18 protein-coding genes, 1 pseudogene and 1 riboswitch are annotated in these 20566 nt (G+C 37.6%); of the genes and pseudogenes, 1 reads left to right on the top strand and 18 read right to left on the bottom strand.

Annotation, left to right across the window (positions count from 1 at the left end; translation table 11 throughout):
• Positions 1 to 39: 39 nt before the first annotated feature.
• The 6 genes from TR08_RS07290 to TR08_RS07265 form a co-directional block, all read right to left on the bottom strand.
• Positions 40 to 456 carry a VOC family protein gene (locus TR08_RS07290; RefSeq protein ID WP_045516997.1) on the bottom strand — a complete coding sequence of 139 codons (417 nt, stop codon included), beginning with the start codon at positions 454 to 456 and terminating at the stop codon, positions 40 to 42.
• A gap of 32 nt (positions 457 to 488) precedes the next feature.
• Complete coding sequence (locus tag TR08_RS07285) at positions 489 to 2144, bottom strand: SWIM zinc finger family protein (RefSeq protein WP_045516995.1); 1656 nt, start codon at positions 2142 to 2144, stop codon at positions 489 to 491.
• Positions 2145 to 2219: 75 nt separating this feature from the next.
• The gene (locus TR08_RS07280) at positions 2220 to 2771 is read right to left on the bottom strand and encodes an ECF transporter S component (RefSeq protein ID WP_045516993.1); all 552 of its coding nucleotides are present in this window, start codon (positions 2769 to 2771) and stop codon (positions 2220 to 2222) included.
• Between the two features lie 27 nt (positions 2772 to 2798).
• Positions 2799 to 3641, bottom strand: a complete 843-nt coding sequence (locus TR08_RS07275) for an energy-coupling factor transporter transmembrane component T family protein (protein ID WP_045516992.1) — start codon at positions 3639 to 3641, stop codon at positions 2799 to 2801.
• A complete protein-coding gene (locus tag TR08_RS07270) occupies positions 3634 to 4518 on the bottom strand; it encodes an energy-coupling factor transporter ATPase (RefSeq protein WP_238579099.1) in 885 nt (294 codons plus the stop codon). The genes TR08_RS07275 and TR08_RS07270 overlap by 8 nt, the downstream gene beginning before the upstream one ends.
• On the bottom strand, positions 4519 to 5379 hold the full coding sequence (locus tag TR08_RS07265; RefSeq protein ID WP_045516990.1) for an energy-coupling factor transporter ATPase: 861 nt from the start codon (positions 5377 to 5379) through the stop codon (positions 4519 to 4521).
• A 278-nt stretch (positions 5380 to 5657) separates the two neighbouring features.
• A riboswitch (PreQ1 riboswitch) is annotated at positions 5658 to 5702 on the top strand.
• An 8-nt stretch (positions 5703 to 5710) separates the two neighbouring features.
• Between TR08_RS07265 and TR08_RS07260 the strand changes: the two genes are divergently transcribed.
• Positions 5711 to 6196, top strand: coding sequence for a QueT transporter family protein (locus TR08_RS07260; protein WP_045516988.1), 486 nt, complete (start codon positions 5711 to 5713; stop codon positions 6194 to 6196).
• Between the two features lie 66 nt (positions 6197 to 6262).
• Here TR08_RS07260 and TR08_RS07255 read toward each other — a convergent pair whose 3' ends face one another.
• The 12 genes and pseudogenes from TR08_RS07255 to larE all read right to left on the bottom strand — a co-directional run bounded on the left by TR08_RS07255 (position 6263) and on the right by larE (position 20539).
• Positions 6263 to 8590, bottom strand: a complete 2328-nt coding sequence (locus TR08_RS07255; protein ID WP_045516986.1) for a glycoside hydrolase family 3 protein — start codon at positions 8588 to 8590, stop codon at positions 6263 to 6265.
• A gap of 364 nt (positions 8591 to 8954) precedes the next feature.
• Positions 8955 to 9167, bottom strand: a pseudogene (locus TR08_RS31825) (helix-turn-helix domain-containing protein); the annotation flags it as partial.
• A gap of 51 nt (positions 9168 to 9218) precedes the next feature.
• Entirely contained in the window at positions 9219 to 9959 is a 741-nt protein-coding gene (locus TR08_RS07250; protein ID WP_045516984.1) for a response regulator transcription factor, read from the bottom strand.
• Positions 9956 to 11785, bottom strand: coding sequence for a sensor histidine kinase (locus tag TR08_RS07245; RefSeq protein ID WP_045516983.1), 1830 nt, complete (start codon positions 11783 to 11785; stop codon positions 9956 to 9958). The genes TR08_RS07250 and TR08_RS07245 overlap by 4 nt, the downstream gene beginning before the upstream one ends.
• A 107-nt stretch (positions 11786 to 11892) precedes the next feature.
• Positions 11893 to 12921, bottom strand: coding sequence for a TRAP transporter substrate-binding protein (locus TR08_RS07240; RefSeq protein WP_238579098.1), 1029 nt, complete (start codon positions 12919 to 12921; stop codon positions 11893 to 11895).
• Between the two features lie 51 nt (positions 12922 to 12972).
• Positions 12973 to 14268, bottom strand: a complete 1296-nt coding sequence (locus TR08_RS07235) for a TRAP transporter large permease (protein WP_045516982.1) — start codon at positions 14266 to 14268, stop codon at positions 12973 to 12975.
• Between the two features lies 1 nt (position 14269).
• Positions 14270 to 14767 (bottom strand): TRAP transporter small permease, encoded by a 498-nt coding sequence (locus TR08_RS07230; protein WP_045516980.1) that lies wholly within the window; start codon positions 14765 to 14767, stop codon positions 14270 to 14272.
• Between the two features lie 353 nt (positions 14768 to 15120).
• A complete protein-coding gene (gene larC, locus TR08_RS07225) occupies positions 15121 to 15594 on the bottom strand; it encodes a nickel insertion protein (protein WP_045516979.1) in 474 nt (157 codons plus the stop codon).
• Positions 15595 to 15795: 201 nt separating this feature from the next.
• Positions 15796 to 16710 (bottom strand): LarC family nickel insertion protein, encoded by a 915-nt coding sequence (locus tag TR08_RS07220; RefSeq protein ID WP_045516977.1) that lies wholly within the window; start codon positions 16708 to 16710, stop codon positions 15796 to 15798.
• Positions 16691 to 17461 carry a nickel pincer cofactor biosynthesis protein LarB gene (gene larB, locus TR08_RS07215; RefSeq protein ID WP_045516970.1) on the bottom strand — a complete coding sequence of 257 codons (771 nt, stop codon included), beginning with the start codon at positions 17459 to 17461 and terminating at the stop codon, positions 16691 to 16693. Before larB ends, TR08_RS07220 begins: the two co-directional genes overlap by 20 nt.
• Before the next feature lie 722 nt (positions 17462 to 18183).
• Entirely contained in the window at positions 18184 to 19656 is a 1473-nt protein-coding gene (locus tag TR08_RS07210) for a gluconokinase (protein ID WP_045516968.1), read from the bottom strand.
• Positions 19657 to 19738: 82 nt separating this feature from the next.
• Positions 19739 to 20539 (bottom strand): ATP-dependent sacrificial sulfur transferase LarE, encoded by an 801-nt coding sequence (larE, locus tag TR08_RS07205; RefSeq protein WP_045516966.1) that lies wholly within the window; start codon positions 20537 to 20539, stop codon positions 19739 to 19741.
• Positions 20540 to 20566 lie beyond the last annotated feature (27 nt).

Genomic DNA, 20566 nt, shown 5'->3' with positions numbered 1-20566 from the left:
AGATAAAAGTAATGGTTTTTCGTGATTTAAATCACACTTTTAAAAATTACCTTTCTTTATGCTAGGTGCGACTAGTTCTACTTTTATACGATCTGGATCTTCAAAATAGACAGCGTAATATTCATTTCCTCCCGCGTACGGGTGCTTGTTTTGGTATAGGATTGGGATACCTTTCTCAATTAATGCCTCGGTCATTTCATCAACATGTTCCCTTGACTTTGCATGAAAGGCAAGATGATTTAGCCCTACTCTGCAGCGATGGTAAGGAACATCTAAAAACCTTTCATCAGCTTGGACAAACACGAGATAGGTTTCTTGATGTTTCCAACTAATCCCTGATTCCCATTTTTGATACTGTTCGTATCCTAATTCAGTTAACAGCCAGCCCCAAAATCCAACACTTTTATCAAGGTCTGAAACATATATCTCTAAATGGTGCAGCATTCTATTCCCCATTTACTATTACTCATTTATACATCTTCCTTTTATTATCTAATTTCCCCTAATTCATCCAAAAAGGCTGGGCGCTTTTGATATTTTTGTTTCAATTCTCCGATTAATTTGTGTGAATGAATAGTACCAAATGCTTTTTTGTAGGTTTTTATCAACTTACAAACATTTTTGTAACCTCTTCTGTCTGAGGTCCCCTCTGCAGACAGTTCAATGTAGTTAATATACAGACCATTTGCTTCTTCAAAATGGCTCTCCATTAAATATGGATACAAATCCATGATTAAGGGTTTATGCTTTTTACAATATTCTATCATTTGTTTCGCTAGTTTTTCTTCTTTCAGGATTTCAGTGTATACAGTTGATTGGTATCTCTCTTTTTCAAAAGTTTCAATTATCTGACCTAAAACCTCTGCCCATTCATCTTGCTTATATAACTCTTTCAATTTCGCATAATAAGAATATTCATTTTTAAAAAGAAACTCATATGCCAATTTCCGTTGATTTTCTACATCATCCAAACCTTCATACGCTTGGTAACAGTACTCCCTCCACTTATGCACAAGTCCGCGGAAGCTTTTATCTACTTCTTCTCCGGAAATACCAAGCTCGAGAACTTTCTCATAATCGCCTTTTTCCAATGCTATCGTAATGGCTTTTTCACGGAAATCGCTTAAATTAATATTCTCAAAAATAAACTGCTCTGCTGCTTCCGTTCCATCACATCTTTCTATTATTTCAAACTGGAGAAGCTTTATCTCTTTCTTATCATGATTTGCACTCCACGATGTACCAGCACTTTGCTCTAGCACTACCAACTGCTTTTCTAACTTTTTTCGCAAATCCTTCTTAGGAGAAAAGATCGTACAAACATTTAATAGACCAAAGCGCCAATCGCTCCAGCCATCGTATTGTTTTTTCATTGCTTCTTTTAAAATTATCTCAAAAAGTTTCTTTTGCTCTTTTTCATCTAAATGCTCCATATCTGTCATTACTGCTTGTTCAACGGTAGAAATAGCTCGATTCATTATAAATCCAACGCCTCCATTGGAGTCATCGCTATATTGGAGCATTTTGATAACGGGTGACAAAACTGCTAGTGCTAGTAAAACTGCTGTCTCACTATCACCCATTTCAATCTTCTCATGTGCTTTTTTCAGCGTCATCTCTGCACCTTGCAGCGCATAATCAACATGACGCCAATCAATAAAACCGTTTCTTTTGGCGTTATTAATATATTCTCTGATAAGCTTCTTACTTGCAGCAATTTCATCTTCATTGTTCGCAAACTTAAAAAGCAAACGTTTTTCAATATCCGGAAAATCGTCTGAAATTTCCAGTATAATGCGAACTAATTCATCTTTGTTTTGTTCTTCTAAAACCTTTTTCAAATCATTTTCTACCATAACTGCGGGTTCCCGACCAGTTTTTTCATTCCTCAATGCATATAGAACGGCTGCCTCATGCTTGCAAAACTCACCTAAGTCATATGGGCAATCACAATACGATTCTACTATTACATCGTTTATATCTAATGATATCTCTACTCGATAAACTTCTGATCCCTCTACCCTGGCCTTGTATCTTTTTTTATCCTTTGTTTCAAGACTTACGACATGTCCCTGTTCAAAATAATCAAGTCCGCGCTTTAGAATCCGATTGTCGATGGATTGTTCAAAATTAACAAGTTTCACATCACTCAACTCCCCAATTTTATTAAGAAACCCATTGGTGCCTAAGCCACAATGGGTTAATTTTTTTTTATAAGATTATAAATCCTCTGATATCCTAGATTTTTTACCTTTACCTATTTGCTTCCAGGCTAAAACTACAGCAAGTGTCACAATCGTACCTACGACTGCTTCCGGAATACCGCTCGTTATAGCAACTGTCCAAGCGACTTCAGCACCCATGTAACCTCTAACGACTGCCATGGTTAATACAAGGACAGTATTAGTCAAGGTACCTAAGAATGCTGCAGTACCAATAGCCAGATATTCACTTTTCCTGCGAATCCCAACATACACAAGCCAAGCGACAACTCCAATAAAAAGTCTAGGCAGGATCGCCACTAATGGATCTTTAAATAGAGGAACTGTAGCATTTAAGAAAGATGAAACACCAAAGATTATTCCGACGATTGCTCCTACAATCGGTCCCTGCATAATCCCCCCAATAATCGCAGGAATATGCATGATTGTTGCATTTCCCGCTGCTGTAGGTACGGGAATATATCCTAACCGAGTTACACCTAATAGAATCGCAACCGCACCAAGCACTCCGGCAATAACAATATTTCGAACCGTTAATGAACCCTTCATTCTATTTCTCCCCCTTTTATTTATCATCTAATATGGAAACGGATAAAAAAATAATAGAAACGATAATAATAGCCCAATAAATAATACTAAGTAATCACGACCAAGTGCCTTATAAACCGAATAGGCACTCCTATCATTTCCAGGAGTATAACAGCGAGATTCCATCGCTAGTATTAGATCCTCTGCTCTAGATAAGGCGATATTAAATAAGGGGATAATAATTGGGAGCATATCCTTCGTCCTTTGAATGATTCTCCACCATTCTCCCGATCCGAAATCTGCCCCTCTTGATGCCTGTGCTTTCATCATTTTCTCCATTTCAATCGCAAAGGTTGGTACAAAGCGAATGGCAATGGTAATAATTAAAGAAAGTTCATGGACAGGAAATTTTATTTTTTTCAAAGGGCTTAAAAGACTTTGAATCGCATGAGTTAATTCAGTTGTTGATGTAGATAGTGTCAGAACACTGCTTAATAAAATTATTTCCACAAATCGTACCGCCGAAACGATTACGAGTCGAATACTCTCGCTCGTGATCAAGATGAATCCATACTCAAAAAATAAAGTCCCGCCAGAAAAGACATTACCTTGGAAGATAAGCTGAAGCACAGCTAAAATAATGATAAAGGGAATAGCAGGTTTTATTCCCGATAACCCATAACTGATAGGTATTTTGGATGCCCAGAATAAATAAATAGATAATAGCAGACCAAGAGCATTTCCTAAATAACTAGTATTGAGGGCTATGGCTAAAACAAGTATAGTGAACACTAACAGCTTTATCCTCGGGTCGAGCCGGTGAATATAGGAACCAGTCGGTACGTATTGACCAATCGTAATATTCCTTGACAGTTCAAATTCACTAGCCATGATTCTCCCCCTCTCCATCGTTAAGGACCTTTATGATTTCATTTGCTGCCTCAGAAACCGCAAAAGCAGAAGTATTTACATTGTATCCAAGGTCATTTAGCCGGTATAGAACCTGTACCGTTTCAGGCGTTCCAATTTGGTAGCGCTGCAGTTTATCCTTGTCAGTAAAAATATCTTCTGGAGTACCTGATAACACATCTGTACCATTTGCCATTACATAGACTCTATCCGCTAAATAAGCAACTTCTTCCATATTGTGAGAAACGAAAATAACCGTTAAATTTTCCATTTTATTTAAGAATTTTATCTTATCAAGCAACTCATTTCGTGACCTCGGATCAAGCCCTGCAGTTGGTTCATCAAGAACTAATATCTTCGGCTTTAATGCTAGAATGCCAGCAAGTGCAACTTTACGTTTCTGTCCGCCGCTTAAGGCAAATGTCTGCCGGTCCTTCATTTCTTCAAAGTTTAAACCCACCATGTCCATTGCCCATTTAACCCGTTCTCTTACTTCCTTCAGTGGCAGCCCAAGTTTAAAAGGACCATAGGCAATATCATCGCCAATTAATTTTTCAAAGATTTGATCTTCAGGGTTTTGAAAAACAAGTCCAACCTTTCTCCTCAAAGCTTTTATATCAATTCGTTTTTTCGATAGATCTACTCCATCGATGATAACTTTCCCTGAATCGGGTCGAATCAGACCATTAAAATGCTGGATAAGGGTGGACTTCCCTGACCCAGTGTGCCCAATAATCGCAATACATTCTCCCTCATTGACCACCATGCTTGTCCCCATTAAGGCTTTATGCTCCATAGGGGTTCGTTTCATATATGTATGAAATAAGTTTTCTATTTCGATGATCGGCTTCTCAGGCACTTAGACCACCTCCCCGCTCCTTGCATTTGAAACTCTCTTTACTTCATTAATTAGTTCTTCCTCTTGGATTAATTCATTAGAAAAAATCGGAATTTGATTATGGACCATTTCAGCCATCTGACTTACCGCTGGGACATCTAATTGGAGCTCCATTAAAATCTCTTTATGCTTAAAAATTTCTTGCGGGTTTCCATCCATAACAATTTTCCCGTCTTCAACCACAATAATGCGGTCTGCTTCTGCTGCTTCAGACATGCGATGGGTAACCGTAATGATGGTCATTCCCATCCCATTCATTTTTCTCATGACCTGAAGGACTTCATTTCTGCCAAAAGTATCAAGCATGCTGGTAGACTCATCGAATACGATACAGTCTGGCTGCATGGCAAGCACTCCAGCAATTGCAACTCTTTGTTTTTGTCCTCCTGATAAATGGTGTGGCGGTCTTTTCCGAAACTCAGACATTTTCACGACCTCTAAAGCCTCATCGATTCTTTGTTTCATTTCTTCTCTCGAAACGCCGATATTCTCTAACCCAAATGCCACGTCCTCTTCGACAATGGTCGCAACAATTTGATTATCAGGATGCTGAAAGACCATTCCAACCGCTTTTCGGATGTCTAGCTTCCTGGTATCGTCCTTTGTATTGTGACCATGCACCCAAACATCCCCAGACCCAGGCGTTAAGAGCCCATTAAGATGTTTTGATAGTGTTGACTTCCCCGAACCATTATGTCCAATAATCGCAACATATTCACCTGGAAAAATGGAAAAGGAGACATCTTTAAGAACTGACACTGAACTGGTCTCATTGATTTTGTATGAAAATGATACGTTTTCTAAAGCAATAATGGGTTCCATCTAGTCCCCCCTCTCTTTATTTTATTAATATTCTGAATATTATTCAACCATAGCAAATGATTCACAAGAAATATAATAGCATGAAGTTTTAAAAGGGGATATCCTGAAGCATTAATTTAGGTTGGGAGTGGAACTCATAAATGTTTTTTTACTATTAGAATGTACAAAAAGGGAAATATTATCCAATATATAAACATATATTAAACTTTGCTGAACCAGATGGTACACACTTGATATTGACTAGTAAACTCATTTATATTACCATGTTATTTTGTCAGTAAAACGTGGTTCGAGAACCTCCCACGTAAAAAAACTAAGGAGAGAACTATATATGAAAATAAATACACTTGTCGTAAACGCGATATTAGCGGCTTTATACATTGCTGTATCAGGCTTAATCGCTCCTTTTGGTTTTACAAATATACAATTCCGTGTTTCAGAAATGTTTAACCATCTTATTGTTTTTAATAAGAAGTATATATTCGGAATTATTTTAGGAGTATTTTTCGCCAACCTATTCTTTTCGCCAATCGTTGCCTATGACCTCATTTTTGGTGTTGGTCAATCATTATTAGCCTTGTCGATTACAATAGTATCTGCACGTTTCATTAAAGGAATCTGGGCTCGTATGATTGTAAATACCGTTGTCTTCACCTTCACTATGTTCTTGATTGCTTGGGAATTAAACCTAGCATTCGAATTGCCATTCTTATTTACTTGGTTAACAGTGGCAATAGGAGAATTTGTCGTGATGGCAGTAGGTATGCCGATTATTTATTTGATTAACAAACGAGTTAATTTCGAAAAAAGAGTATAGATAAAAGAGATGCTACTTGGGGAAAGTAGCATCTCTTTTTATATCAATCTTAAATTGTGCTAATTTTTATTCTTTCGAGGATTTTCCGGCATGAGCAGGTTTTCCTGTTTCGCTTGCATGAGCAGGTTTTCCTGTTTCACCAGCATGATCAGGTTTTCCAACCGCTTTTCCATTGTTGTCTTTGTAAGAAAGACCAAATCCGTATTCGTACTTGTCACCATTTTTATTCTTATAAGTGAAATGTTTATATTCTTCAGGAGCAAAGCTTGGAACATCCCCGACTTCTCTTTCTACTGCTTCCGCACTAGCTGGAATAGCGAATGGAAGTTTTCCAACAGGATTGAATTCTCCAGTGATCACATCGAATACTGCCTCTTGAAGCGTACCGAAAGTACCGATTAATGCAGCAGCATTTGGTTCAAGCTTGTTTATTAGCCATTGGTTCGTAAAGTTTACCGCAGTAATTGTTGGAACAGCTTTTTGAATTTCAATGATTCGATCTAATTCAAGAATACCTGTTGTTTCATTAACATCAATACGTGGGTTATTATCCCAGTTAGATTGAGTTGGTTTAATATATAAATATGCATGAGTTGCTTGATCAACACTATCTACTAACATAATGTTAGGGAATTTTTCTTTGAGCATATTCTTTAAGTCTGCATTAAATGCAGCAGTTTGTTTTGCTGATTCTTCATTAATAGTTTTTTGAGGATTTGGATTATTTCTTCCTGGAGCAACCCCAATAAATCCTTCAACATAAAGCTTAACATCTTCTAACTTTTCTTCCGTTAACGGTAATAGTTTTTCACCTTTGGTTTTATCATTACGCATTAAAACGACTGACTTTTGATGTGCTTCATAAGCTAATGCTCTGTGTTCTTCATTGTTTGCAGCAGTAATAGCTTCAGCAGGATTTACATATGGGTCTTCAAATAGACCTAATGTCATCATTTCTGATAGGGTATAGGAAATGGATTCGTTAACTTTTGATACATCTACTAAACCAGTGTTAACTGCCTCAATTACCAACTCTGGTGTTGCACCACCTGAAATAATATTGGTTCCTGCATTTAATGCTTTGGCCACTTTTTGTGCACCTGAAATTGGTTTTCCATTTTCATCAACTAGGTAACCCCATGCACTGCCCGCAACTGCACCTGAGTCAGAGTTAATATATCCTTTGAACCCAAGACCTTCACGCAAGTAATCTATGATTCCTTTATTTAAAGTCATACCAACTTCTTCAAATTGCTTAGTTTCACTATATGGTTCTAAACCTTGATCAGCACTATCATTACTTGGGTATGCGTAATAAGGCATTACGGATGCTACACCCGCTTCGATCGCTCTCTGGAAAGGAGGAATATGATACTTTTCCAAACTTCCTTCAGTAGGATAAATGTTAAAGCTGCCGTTTGCAAAGTGAGGATCTTGTCCATCATCACGAGCACCACCGCCAGGGAAGTGTTTTACAGTAATTGCTACACTATCATTGCCAAGTTTTTCAGTTTGGAACCCTCTAATGATTTCATAATTCATGTCGCCAACTAATTTTGGATCTTCGCCGAATGTCTCCTCAATTCGTGCCCAAAGTGGATCTGTTGCAACGTCAGCCATATATCCATAAACCTTACGAATACCAGCAGCTCTCCATTCCTGACGGGCAATATCCGCAAATTCAGCTACAGCTTCCACATCCCTAGCTGCTGCTAAACCTAATGTTCCTGGCCAGAAGGTATGTTGGTCCTGAACATTTGTAATATTTGTATAATCTGTTGAGGCAGAGTTTCTTGGATTTGAAGTAATCACAACCGGAATACCTAATTCTAGACCCTCTGCTAATTGTTGCATTTGGTTATTATAATTGGCAATATCGCCTAAGTTTTGAGATAGACGGTATATAACGTGGCGCAATTTTTTATCAGTAACAATTTTGCTGTTATTAGCAGTTACAAATCTCCCATCTGCCGGATCAGCTTCTGGAGTATGAGTATTTATGTACATCAATCCAGCTTTTTGTTCAAGTGTCATTTTACTAATCAAATCCGCTACACGTGTTGAAACTGGCTTTGTCCAGTCTTCGTATCCATCTAATCTTTTATTGCCATTGGCATCTCTAAAATATTTGCCGTCAATTTCAAGAATTCTATCTTGAGTTGCCACTTCAATTTCTGGCTGGCCTGCAGCTTTTGCAATTTTATAAGTTGTAATTGCACCTCGTCCAGAATAAGGAGTAGCTTCTCCTTCTTCACCTGTGTATCCTTGGTCATCCTGTGCAAAACTTGCCTGTGGTCCGATAACTGGGGCAACTAATGATAGAGTAAGTGCGGTCGCAAGAAGTTTCTTTCTTAGTTTTGAAGATTTTTTAATCTGTTTTGATAATGAAGCCATTTTTCTCTCTCCCCTTTTTTAAAATGAATGTTTAGTAATTATGCTAATAATTGATTAATAAGATTTTTGAATGCGTTTTCAATTTACTGTAAAAAAAAGATGGTTTAAAACGAAAGCTTGGATACATTTTCAGAACTACAATTCTATCAACCTCCTAAAGGAATTCTTTTTAAAAAGGTGTCACACTAGCCAGTTAACTTCTCTCCCGGAAAGCGTTTCCAATTTTAATTATACAATTCGGAATAATTTATCAATCAGCGAGTTTTTTTAGGAAAATTTGTAATTATTTTAGTTATTCAGATAATCATATAAAAATAAAAAAAAACAGAACACCAATGTAATGTTCTGCTCCTGCTTTTAACCATTATGTTTTTTGAACTAAGGATTTACGAAATTCTGATGGCGTTCTCCCAGTAATTTTCTTAAAGTTATTACTAAAATAGGCTAAATCCAAATAACCAACTTTTTCTGCAATCTCTGACATCCTTAACGTCGTGTGTAATAATAAGCGTTTACCCTCTTCTATTCTTAGTTCTGTTAAATATTCAACAAACTTTTTGTTAAGCTGTTGTTTGAATAATTGACTTAGTGGTTAACCATTCTGCATCGCTTCTTTTTTATAATTCTTTTATGCTTGGATATTTCGATACTCCGACGGTGATAAACCCACTATTTTCTTAAAATTATTACTAAAGTAGGCTAAATCAGAATAACCGACCCTTTCAGCAATTTCCGACATTCTTAATGTTGTATTGTGCAATAAACGTTTACTTTCCTCAATTCTCAGCTCTGTTATATAATCAACAAATTTCTTATTGAGCTGTTGTTTGAACAATTGACTGAGATAACTCGGATTTATGTGTATACTCTCTGCCGCCTCTTTTAACGTTATTTGATCGAGAGGTGTTTTATTTATATAGTCCAATACTCGTTCAATCGTAGATAACGGAATATTCTCTTTCTTAAGCAGTGTCTGCTTTCGGGTATTTACTTCGTTACTTTTTTTATTTAACCATTTCTCTAGACAGACTTTTATTTCTTTCTCCTCAATCGGTTTAAGAAGATAATCCGTGACACCATTTCGCATTGCTTGCTGAATAAATTGAAACTCATCATGGACAGAGATAACAATTACGTCATATGCCCCGTTTAAACTATTAAGTTCCTTTACCAAAGCAAGACCGTCCATAATCGGCATTCGGACATCCGTTAAAACCAGGTCCACATCATTCATCTTAATCCAATCTAATGCTTCTAATCCATTTTGGGATTCATGAACAACCTGCAAGGGAAGATTCAATTTGTTTATTGTCCACTTAAGAGCGGTTCGTACCCATCTCTCATCGTCAACTAACAAGACCTTTTTCATTTAATCTCCCTTTCCTCTGTATTTTCCTTCATTGGCAGCTGCATCTCGACCACTGTCCCGGCTCCCAACTGACTTCTAATTGCAAGTCCATACTCAGAGCCAAACACATAATGAATCCTTTGTTGAACATTTAATAATCCGATATGTTTTCCATCTGAGTTTGTTGTTTTCTGTTCAAGCTTTCCTCTAAGTTCGTCTAAAATGTGATTCGGAATCCCTGCGCCTGAATCTTCTATTCGAATTGCAAACGAAGATCCGGATTGGGAAACTACTGATATAGTAATTCTGAACTTTTGAAAGCTTCGACCAAAGGCATGAACAAAGCAATTTTCAACTATTGGCTGAAGTGAAAACTTGACTACCTCTTGTTCCATTGCCCAAGGTGGAATATCAATCTCATACTCAAAACGTTCTTCAAAACGAAATTTCTGAATCTGAAGATACGTATCACAAAACTTGATTTCTTCTCCTAGACTAACCGTGGATGAATCATTTTTAAGATTGTAGCGGAGCAGCATTCCTAGAGAATAGGACATGGTTGCAATATTTTCCTGACCTTCTTCTAATGCCATCCCTCTAATCGTCTCAAGCGAGTTGTATAAAAAATGTGGGTTCATCTGAGATTGAAGCATCTTTATTTCAATCTCTTTCTGTTTTAGGGACATTTCTGTTTCTTTTAATTTAGAGACATAAACTTCTTCCAGTAAATTGGATAGTTTTTCAACTGTCTTGTTAAATCCAGCCGAAAGCTGACCAATTTCATCGTTCGATTCCACTGGTACCCTGCCACTAAGATCTCCGATTTCAACTTCCTTCATAAACTTCTTCAGGCGCCGAATCGGGCGGATCAAATTTGTTGCAAATCCGAACCCTACCGTATAGGCAATCATTAACGAGAAGATTATCGTCAAGACAATCGTTCTTCCGATTTGAATAATGCCCCCCGTTAAATCTTTAAAGGGCACGGCTGTAAAAAAACTCCAGCCTATACTCGGGGAATAGGTATAGGTTACAAAATCCTTCCGATCATTCTGTAAAATTTGTGTACTGCTTTCGTTATTTTGGAGTTGTGAAAGCTGGCTAAATTCTACCTCTTTTCCAAGCTTTGAATAATCGGGATGATATACATAATGCCCTTTTGAATCTAAAATGAAAAAATAGCCATTTCTACTAACTGTTACTTTATTTGAGATTTCCTCAATCCTTCTGAAATTTATATCTATAATGAGCATTCCTACAGGCCGAAGAGTATCAGGATTGTATAACCTCCTGACAAGTGATATAACCGGCTGCTCTTTATTTTTAAGTTTAAGAGTTCTCGTTACTAGCATTGTCATTCCGTTTAATGGTACTGATGAATACCAATATTCTTCTTTTATTTTGGTCGAAGGATAGTAATTCTGCAGCCCCAAAGTATCAATGACAATATCATCATCCATCAACACCGTTATATTGGAAATATCAGCGCGAGAATAAGCCGCATATCTTAGTGTTTTCCTGGCCGATTCCACTACATGTTCACTTTTCTCATTTTTAAAAAGGCTGGATAATTCAGGGGAGTTGATAATTTTTAAGCTTGTAATCTCAAACTCTTGTAAATAATATTCAATATGTGATTCTACTTGATCAATAACCTGTCCACTATGTAGGCGGAGCTCATTTTCCAATTCTACGGAAGAGCGGTTATAGGATATAATTCCCACTGAAAGCAAAGGAATTATAACGAGAAAGCTGGAAAAAATGCAAAGCTTCATCATTAGTGATTGATTCTTTAAGAGAATATATCGTGCAATAAATTCTTCTGCTTTTCTCCATCGCTGCTGCATTCTTCCACTTCCTAATAAGTTTTCTGATTCTTACCTATTACAAAACAGAAAAGACCCAGCTGATAAATAGGAAAACTTACCAGCTAGGTGTTTTTTGTTGCTACAGGTTATGGACGTGCTTCATCAATAGCATCCATTACTTCTTTATACTCTTTTGTATATTCATTAACCATAGGCTTTACAGCATTTGTCCAAGGTTCAAGATCTTTAACTTCAGTAAATGTAACACCAGCGTCTTTTAACTTCTTTTCTGAACGTTCTTCATATTTATCCCACTCTGCTCTTTGTGTTTCAACAGAATCAAGAGCTGCTTGTTTAATGATCTTTTGATCTTCTTCAGAAAGCTTATCCCAAGCTACTTTACTAATCAAAAGAACTTCAGGAATACGTTGGTGATGATCAAGAATCAAGTTTTTAGCCTCTTGATAATGGTTAGATGAATCTAAACTTGGCAGGTTATTTTCTGCCCCATCAATAATTCCTGTTTGCAGGGCACTGAATACTTCTCCATATGGCATTGGAGTAGCACTAGCTCCTAAGGCAGCCATAAAATCAATATTGATTTTACTTTGTTGAACACGAATCTTTTGACCTTTTAAATCCTCTACATTTTCAAGAGGTTTAGTTGAGTAAAAACTACGTGATCCAGAATCATAATAGGCTAATCCTTTCATCTTAGATTGCTCAAGACCATCTAATAATTTTGTTCCCATTTCTCCATTTAAGAAGTTCCAAAGATGATCTTCACTCTCAAATACATAAGGAAGTCCTAGCGGAGTAAACTGATTATTGAATTCAGCAAGTGGACTAGAATTGATTCGAGTAAACTCAATGGCTCCAAGTTGAACCTGTTCAAGTACTGATTTTTCATCGCCTAATTGCGCAGATGGATAGACTTCAATTTTGATACGTCCATCTGATCTTTCCTCTACTAATTCAGCAAACTTTTTGTCACCAAGGACAGTCGGATATTCTGGCGGCTGATTGTCGGCTAAGCGGAACGTATAGGATGGTTTTTCTTCTTCTTTGTTCCCCTCGCTATTTGTGTTCGTTGTTTCTTTCCCGCCGCATGCAGCAAGGATCGTGCCCATTAAAAGTGTTGCGGCTAAAATACCTGTAACCTTTTTACTTATCAAAATCTACACCCCTTTTAATTTTTTTATATAATCTTCACCATTTTTCCTAGGCTACTTGACTAACATATTTGGAAGCCACATTACAACCTCTGGAATATAGGTGATAATTAACAGAACAACTAGTAAAGCATAGAAAAATGGCATCATGGCTTTTGTACCTTGCTGGATAGAGACCTTTCCTATCGCACATCCGACAAATAAAACGGTTCCAACTGGTGGTGTCAATAAGCCGATTCCAGCATTTAAAATTAGGACAATCCCGAAATGGACAGGGTCCATACCAAAGCTCGTTACAACTGGAAGAAGGATCGGTGTCATTATTAATATCATTGGTGCCATGTCCATTGGCGCACCAAGCAGGAGCAATAAAATATTGATAATCAATAAAATGATAAGTGGATTATCAGAAATACTTAAGAACAGGTCGGTTACCATAGCAGGAATTTGCAAATAGGCGAGTATCCATCCAAAGGATGCAGATGCTGCAATTAAGAAAAATACCATCGAAACCGTTCTCATTGTTCTTGTGAGTATTTTCCAAATACTTGAGATTGGTGCTTCTCTATAAATGACAAATGCTAGAATAAAAGAATATAAGCACGCTAACGCACCTGACTCAGTGGCCGTAAACCAGCCACTCATAATTCCGCCTAGTATAATGACTGCGGGACTTAAGGATAAAAGACCGTGAAGGATAATACCTCCGATTTGTGATTTGGGCACTGGGTCCGCTTTCTGATATCCTCGTTTTCTAGCAATTATATAGCCTGTAATCATAAGAGAAATTAACATAATGAATCCAGGTACAATACCTGCCATAAATAGGCTGGCGATTGATACTCCCCCAGCTGCTAACGAGTAAAGGACAAGGTTATGACTTGGTGGTACTACTACACCTTGGATAGCCGAAGCAATGGTAACACCAACCGCATAATCTGCTTCGTATCCTTTCTTTTTCATCATTGGAATCATAACAGACCCAACGGATGAAACATCTGCGACTGCAGACCCTGAGATGTTCCCAAAAAACAAGGCAGCCACACTATTTACCATTGCAAGTCCACCGCGTATTCTTCCTACTAGTAAACTCGCAAAATTTACGATCCTTGTTGCTAGTCCCCCTTCACTCATTATTTGTCCTGTCAGGATAAAGAATGGGATGGCTAGCAGGGAAAAGGAGTTCATTCCTTGAACCATTTGTTGGCCAATAACCGGAAGCGGAATTTTCATATAGATTACTGTTAGCAAGGACGATGCCACAAGCGTAAGAGCAATCGGAAAACGAAGCAGGACTAGAATAACAAAGCTTGAAAGTAAGATAATAATTCCGATTGTGTTCGTGTCCATTTTACATACCCTCCTCCAAATCCTTATGTCTTGTTGTGTTAATATTGAAGAATTGCAGGAGCGAGTAACCGCAAATCATAACACCTGTGATTGGCATCGCTACATATGTGATACTACTAGGAAGTTTTGTTGCTGGAAGAGTTGATTCCGCCGTCAACAATGTAAACTCCCACCCCTGGACTACGAGGTAAAAACCAAAAGCAAAAATAGAAGCACTAATGATTTTATCTAAGACTTTATTAAATGATTTAGGAAATAGGTTGGTAAAGGAATCAATACCTAAATGAATATATTCCCGAAAGCCTATCGCAATGGCCATAAAGGCGAACCAAGCAAGCAGTAACAGTGTAATTTCTTCGGACCAAAAGAATACAAAATTAAATAATTTCCGTGTCATGACCTGTGTTGTTACAACAAAAATTAATGCTACCAAAAATAGTAATGTGAATTTTTCGAAAATAGAGTCGATAGCTTTAAACACCTTTTTGATATAATCCAAGTGAACCCCCCCATTATTGAAACCGTTTACTTACTTATCATTTTACGAATCGGGAAGATAATTTAAAATGTTGTTTTTTTAGAAAAATTTGTGATTTTTTTAGGTTTAGGAATATTTCGAAACCCTTTTATTTAAGTAATACTACCGTTACATGATTGATTTGATAAATTGTTATTTTGTTTGTTTAATAAACTAATTATTAAAATTCAGTGTAGCATTCACTTTCGTTATCGTCAATATAGCATACTGGTAGCATGGAATTGAGTACTTCACAATCAAAAAAGACTGTCCGAAAATCCATTTTTTAAATGAGATTTTCGCACAGTCTCTTATTTTTTTGTTAAAATGTTATTTTACGCTTTGTTATCTATAGCCTTCCAAACCTGTTCATATACCTTTTTTAAAGGAATATCGTGGAGTCGTGCAAGGCTCTTACATTCCTCATACTCCGGTGCATGTTGCACGACTTGACCATTCAGGATCCCTTCTTTTACGGTCACGGTTCCCCACTCTGTTTCCGCTTTTTTGAATACTCTTTCTAACCGGTGAACGGTTAACGGATAATAACGCACACCTAATGTTGTGGTTTCTTTAAAAAGTATTTCCTTCATTTTATTTAGACTATCAACAGAGCAGAGTAGCTGAAGCAAGATTCCAGGTCTGTTCTTTTTCATATATATCGGGGTATAAAAAACATCATTTGCCCCCGCTTCAAAAAGCAGATCCATTACGTAACCTAGCCATTCTCCAGGAATATTATCTAAGTTAACTTCCATTTTGATCATCTGATCGTCAAGGTGTTCATAATTAGGAGGGTGAGAATTCATTTCGTATACTCCTCTTACTAAAAGGTGGGAAATCCCAATTTATTTTGCTGTTTTCTTCGAAATATTGAAACTCTAGACACAGATTTCGAGTTTATGTCCAGATATCTTGACCATTTTGATAAGTGATTTATTGCAGCAATAAATATATGCGTTATTGAAATATATCTGCGTTAAAGCAAACCTCGTTGGATTTAGTTCCTTCTATTCGCCAATGATAACACGCACAACATTAGGATGGTCTTTAAAGGTCTTCGTTCCTGCACCATAGCCAATGGAGCTGACTTTCATGGAAGGTATAGAACAAAATTCCTCCGCCAGAACCGAGACAATTGCTGCTCCAGTTGGTGTGGCAAGCTCTGCTCTCACTTCTGAATGTTCAATCGGGATTCCTTTTAATATCTCAAGTGTAGCCGGTGCAGGTACTGGATAGATACCATGGTCGATACGAATTTTCCCTGTTCCTACAGGAATTGGGGATGATTTAATTACGGATATTTCTAATTGATCGATTAGGATGGCTGTCCCAATAATATCAATAATCGAATCTACAGCTCCCACCTCATGGAAGTGAACATTATCCAAAGGAACTCCATGAATGAGCCCTTCTGCTTCAGCAATTTTTTTAAATATCCTTAAAGCTGTATCTTTTACCTGTTGAGAAAAATCAGCTTCTTCAATTAATCGTACAATATCTTTATATGATCTGTGGTCATGATGGTGGTGATCATGATCGTGTGTATGTTCATGGTCATGTTGGTGATCATGGGTATGTACGTGTACGTTTTCATACTCGTGATCGTGGTCATGCGTATGTGTGTGTTCATGATCATGATGGTGGTCATGGCTATGATCGTGTTCATGCTCGTGATCGTGTTCATGCGTATGTGTGTGTTCATGATCATGATGGTGGTCATGTTTATCTAGCAGCACATCAAACTTTGTACTAGTAATTCCATTTTTGACAACCTTTTTCCATGTCAATTCATATTCATCTTCAATATTTAACTTCTTTAATTCTTCTACTAATTTGTTCGGGTCAGCACCTGCGTCTATGAGTGCTCCGATGACCATATCCCCGCTTACTCCTGAAAAACAATCAAAATAAAGTGTCTTCATTTCTTACCCCTTTTTGTGCAAGTTGATGAATTAATACGGCGTTATATCCTCCGCCAAAACCATTATCAATATTGACAACACTAATTCCAGAAGCACATGAATTCAGCATCGTCAGCAAAGCAGATAACCCGTTAAAGTTAGCCCCATAGCCAACACTTGTCGGGACGGCAATTACAGGATGGGAAACAAGTCCTCCAACAACACTCGGAAGTGCCCCTTCCATACCGGCTACCACTACTGATACCGTTGCCTTTTGAATTTCCTCGGCATGATTTAATAGACGATGAATGCCAGCTACGCCAACATCATAAATCCGATGGACGTTACTTCCTAGTATTTCTGCGGTAACCGCTGCTTCTTCTGCCACCCGTATATCAGAGGTTCCTGCGGCAACGACAGCTATATAGCCATGAGAATTTTCTGTCGAATTCTTTTGGTCCTTCCAAAAAAGAATCTGAGCGATTTCATGATAGGTAAATTCAGGACAAGCTTGTTGCACAATTGCTGCTTTCTCTTCTGAAATTCTCGTTACCATTACTTGATTGTTTCTCGCTCTTAATGCTTCAATAATCGAGATAATTTGTTCAGCCGTTTTCCCTTCGCCATAGACCACTTCCGGAAAGCCCTGACGTTTTTTCCGGTGGTGGTCGATTTTAGCAAAACCCAAATTTTCAAACGTGGCTAATTGATCTTTGGCTTCGGCAATACTGAGGGTTCCCTTTTGAACTTGTTCTAGGATCTCTTCGAGCACAGCATTCCCCCCTTTAAAAATTATTCTAATCTTGATGACTTTTCATGCTTATTCTCGTTTCCGATTACTGTCGAATCTATTAGTTACCACTTTTTCGATTTTTCATCGTTTTCGGTAACTAATAGTCTCTATTAGTTACCACTTTTTCGATTTTTTCTCGTTTTCGGTCACTTATAGCCTCTATTAGTTACCACTTTTTCGATTTTTTCTCATTTTCGGTCACCTATAGCCTCTATTAGTTACCACTTTTTCGATTTTTCATCGTTTTCGGTCACTTATAGTCTCTATTAGTTACCACTTTTTCGATTTTTTCTCGTTTTCGGTCACCTATAGCCTCTATTAGTTACCACTTTTTCGATTTTTTCTCATTTTCGGTCACTTATAGCCTCTATTAGTTACCACTTTTTCGATTTTTTCTCATTTTTGGTCACTTATAGCCTCTATTAGTTACCACTTTTTCGATTTTTTCTCATTTTCGGTCACTTATAGTCTCTATTAGTTACCATTTTTCCGATTTTTCATCGTTTTCGGTAACTTATAGTCTCTATTAGTTACCACTTTTTCGATTTTTTCTCATTTCCGGTCACTTATAGTCTCTATTAGTTACCACTTTTTCGATTTTTTCTCATTTTTGGTCACTTATAGCCTCTATTAGTTACCACTTTTTCGATTTTTTCTAAATTTCGGTCACTTATAACCTTATCTTATATTGATTACCTTTTTTAAAAGAATTTCACCATTTCTTTTGCAAGCTTTTCATAGTTTTCATAAAGAGCTTTATATACTTTACTGTTTTCCTTATTAGGCAGCACTGCCACACCCATCGGTATATTCTTTTTGATTTCTTCAAAAGAATCTACTTTGCCAATGCCCACTAAAGCGGTCCAAGCAGCTCCCCATGCGGCACTGTGATGGCTTTCGGATACATAAATTTCCGCTTCAAAGATGTCAGCCATCATTTGCAGCCATAGTGGTGACCTCGCTAATCCACCATTAACGAAGATTTTTTCCGGTTCTCCCGCTAACCGTTCCAGCGCTTTGCCGATTTGATAGAGATTAAAAGTAATACCTTCAAGCACAGCACGGATAAAATGTTCTTTTTTATGTGTAATCGAAACTCCATAAAAATTGCCTTTTGCCTTTTGATTCCAAATCGGTGCTCTTTCTCCATTTAAATAAGGCAGGAAAAGAATGCCCTCTGCACCTGGAGCAACCTTTTCAGCGTCTGCTAGAAAATCGGTAAAACTCCTTTGGTCGTTTAGAAGATCTTTTAGCCATTGTAGAACTATACCGCCATTGTTTGTTGGTCCACCCACAATAGTTGAATCCGCTGTAAAGGAGTAACAAAAGGTTTCTTGATTTTCATCAATTTTTACTCCCTTGTTAATTTGCCTGATAGCACCGCTTGTCCCAACGGAAACGGCCACTTCTCCAGGTAAAATTGCGCCAATTCCTAAGTTTGCCAATTGACCGTCTGCCGCACCCATCACAAATGGCATTTCCAGATTGATTCCCATTTCATCAGCAATTTCTCTTTTAAGACCCGATAACACTTTTGTAGGGGGGACAATTTCCGAAAGCTGTTCCCTTGTAATCCCTGTCATCTCTAATAATTCAGGTTCCCAATCAAGCGTAGCAGGATTAAATAATCCTGTAGCAGATGCCATCGAAAAATCGATCACTCTTTTACCAAACCAGCATTGTATTAAATATTCCTTAATAGACATAAAATACGCAGCTTTTTTATAGGGTTCATAGTTTGTTTCTTTCATCCATAAAAGTTTATTAAGAGGAGTCATAGGATGAATGGGTGTTCCTGTTTTTGAATAAACACTCTTGCCGATCGTTCCTTTTACAGCTTCTGCCTGCGCAAAACTTCTTCCATCTGCCCAAATGAGCGCAGGGGAAATCGAGCTTCCTTCTTCATTCACACAAAGAAGTGAATGCATGGCAGCTGAAAACCCCAGTGCAATTAACTCATCCTTACTAATGGCAGCTTTTTCAATTGCTTCCTTTATTGCCAGCACAGCAGACCGTTCTATTTCAACGGGGTCTTGTTCAGACCAGCCTGGCTCTGGATAATGAAAGCTGTTCATTTTCTCAGCTTCCGCTATTAGTTTTCCTTTAATATCAAATACACAAGCCTTTACACTAGTGGTTCCGATATCTAGTCCCATTACGAACTCTCTTGACATACTATTCATCTTCCTTTTCAACATCTATGTTGTCATTTATGTTAGAAAAGGCTTTGGAAATTTCCAAAGCCTTCTTCTTTTATTACGATAACACCTTGTTCATACTGCCGCTCTGATATCCTAGCAAATCTAAAGTAATATATTTATATCCATACTCTTGGAGCTCCCGAACTATTGAATCATGATTTTCAAGAACGGTTTTCATATCATTCGGTTCTACTTCAATTCTAGCGATTTCATCATGAGTCCGTACTCGTACTTGGCGAATACGGAGACTTTTTAAAAAGCTTTCTGCCCGCTCAACCTTTGTTAGCTTTTCTTTTGTAATATATTCACCGTATGCAATCCTTGAAGATAAACAGGCAAAGGATGGTTTATCCCATGTTGGTAAATCAAACTGTTGTGAAAGCTCTCTGATTTCCTGCTTAAACAAATTTGCCTCTAGAAGTGGACCTCGGATTCCCTTCTCCTTAGCCGCTTGCATGCCTGGGCGATGTTCATTCATATCATCGGCAATAACTCCATAAACCACATTTTGGAATCCCTTTTCTTCCATTACTGGAAGTAGATGATCGAATAGGCTGCTTTTACAAAAGTAACAACGGTTTTTGTTATTCTCTGCATAACCAGGAATCGCTAATTCAGATGTTTCAATTACTTGGTGCTTAACCCCAATTTTTTTTGCGAGTACTCTTGCCTCTTCAAGCTCACTAGAAGGATATGTTTCTGAATCTGCTGTGACGGCTAAGACATGATCTGTTCCTAATGTGTCGACAGCTGCCTTTAGTAAGAATGTACTATCCACACCACCTGAGAATGCTACAACGACTGATTCCATGTCACGGAGAATAGACTGTAATTTATTATACTTCTCTGTTAGCAATGGTCCCATCTCCCCACGTACTTCTAT

The organism is Neobacillus niacini (genome assembly GCF_000759675.1).
Taxonomy (GTDB): domain Bacteria; phylum Bacillota; class Bacilli; order Bacillales; family Cytobacillaceae; genus Neobacillus; species Neobacillus niacini_A.
This window is presented reverse-complemented; position numbering and strand designations above follow the sequence as displayed.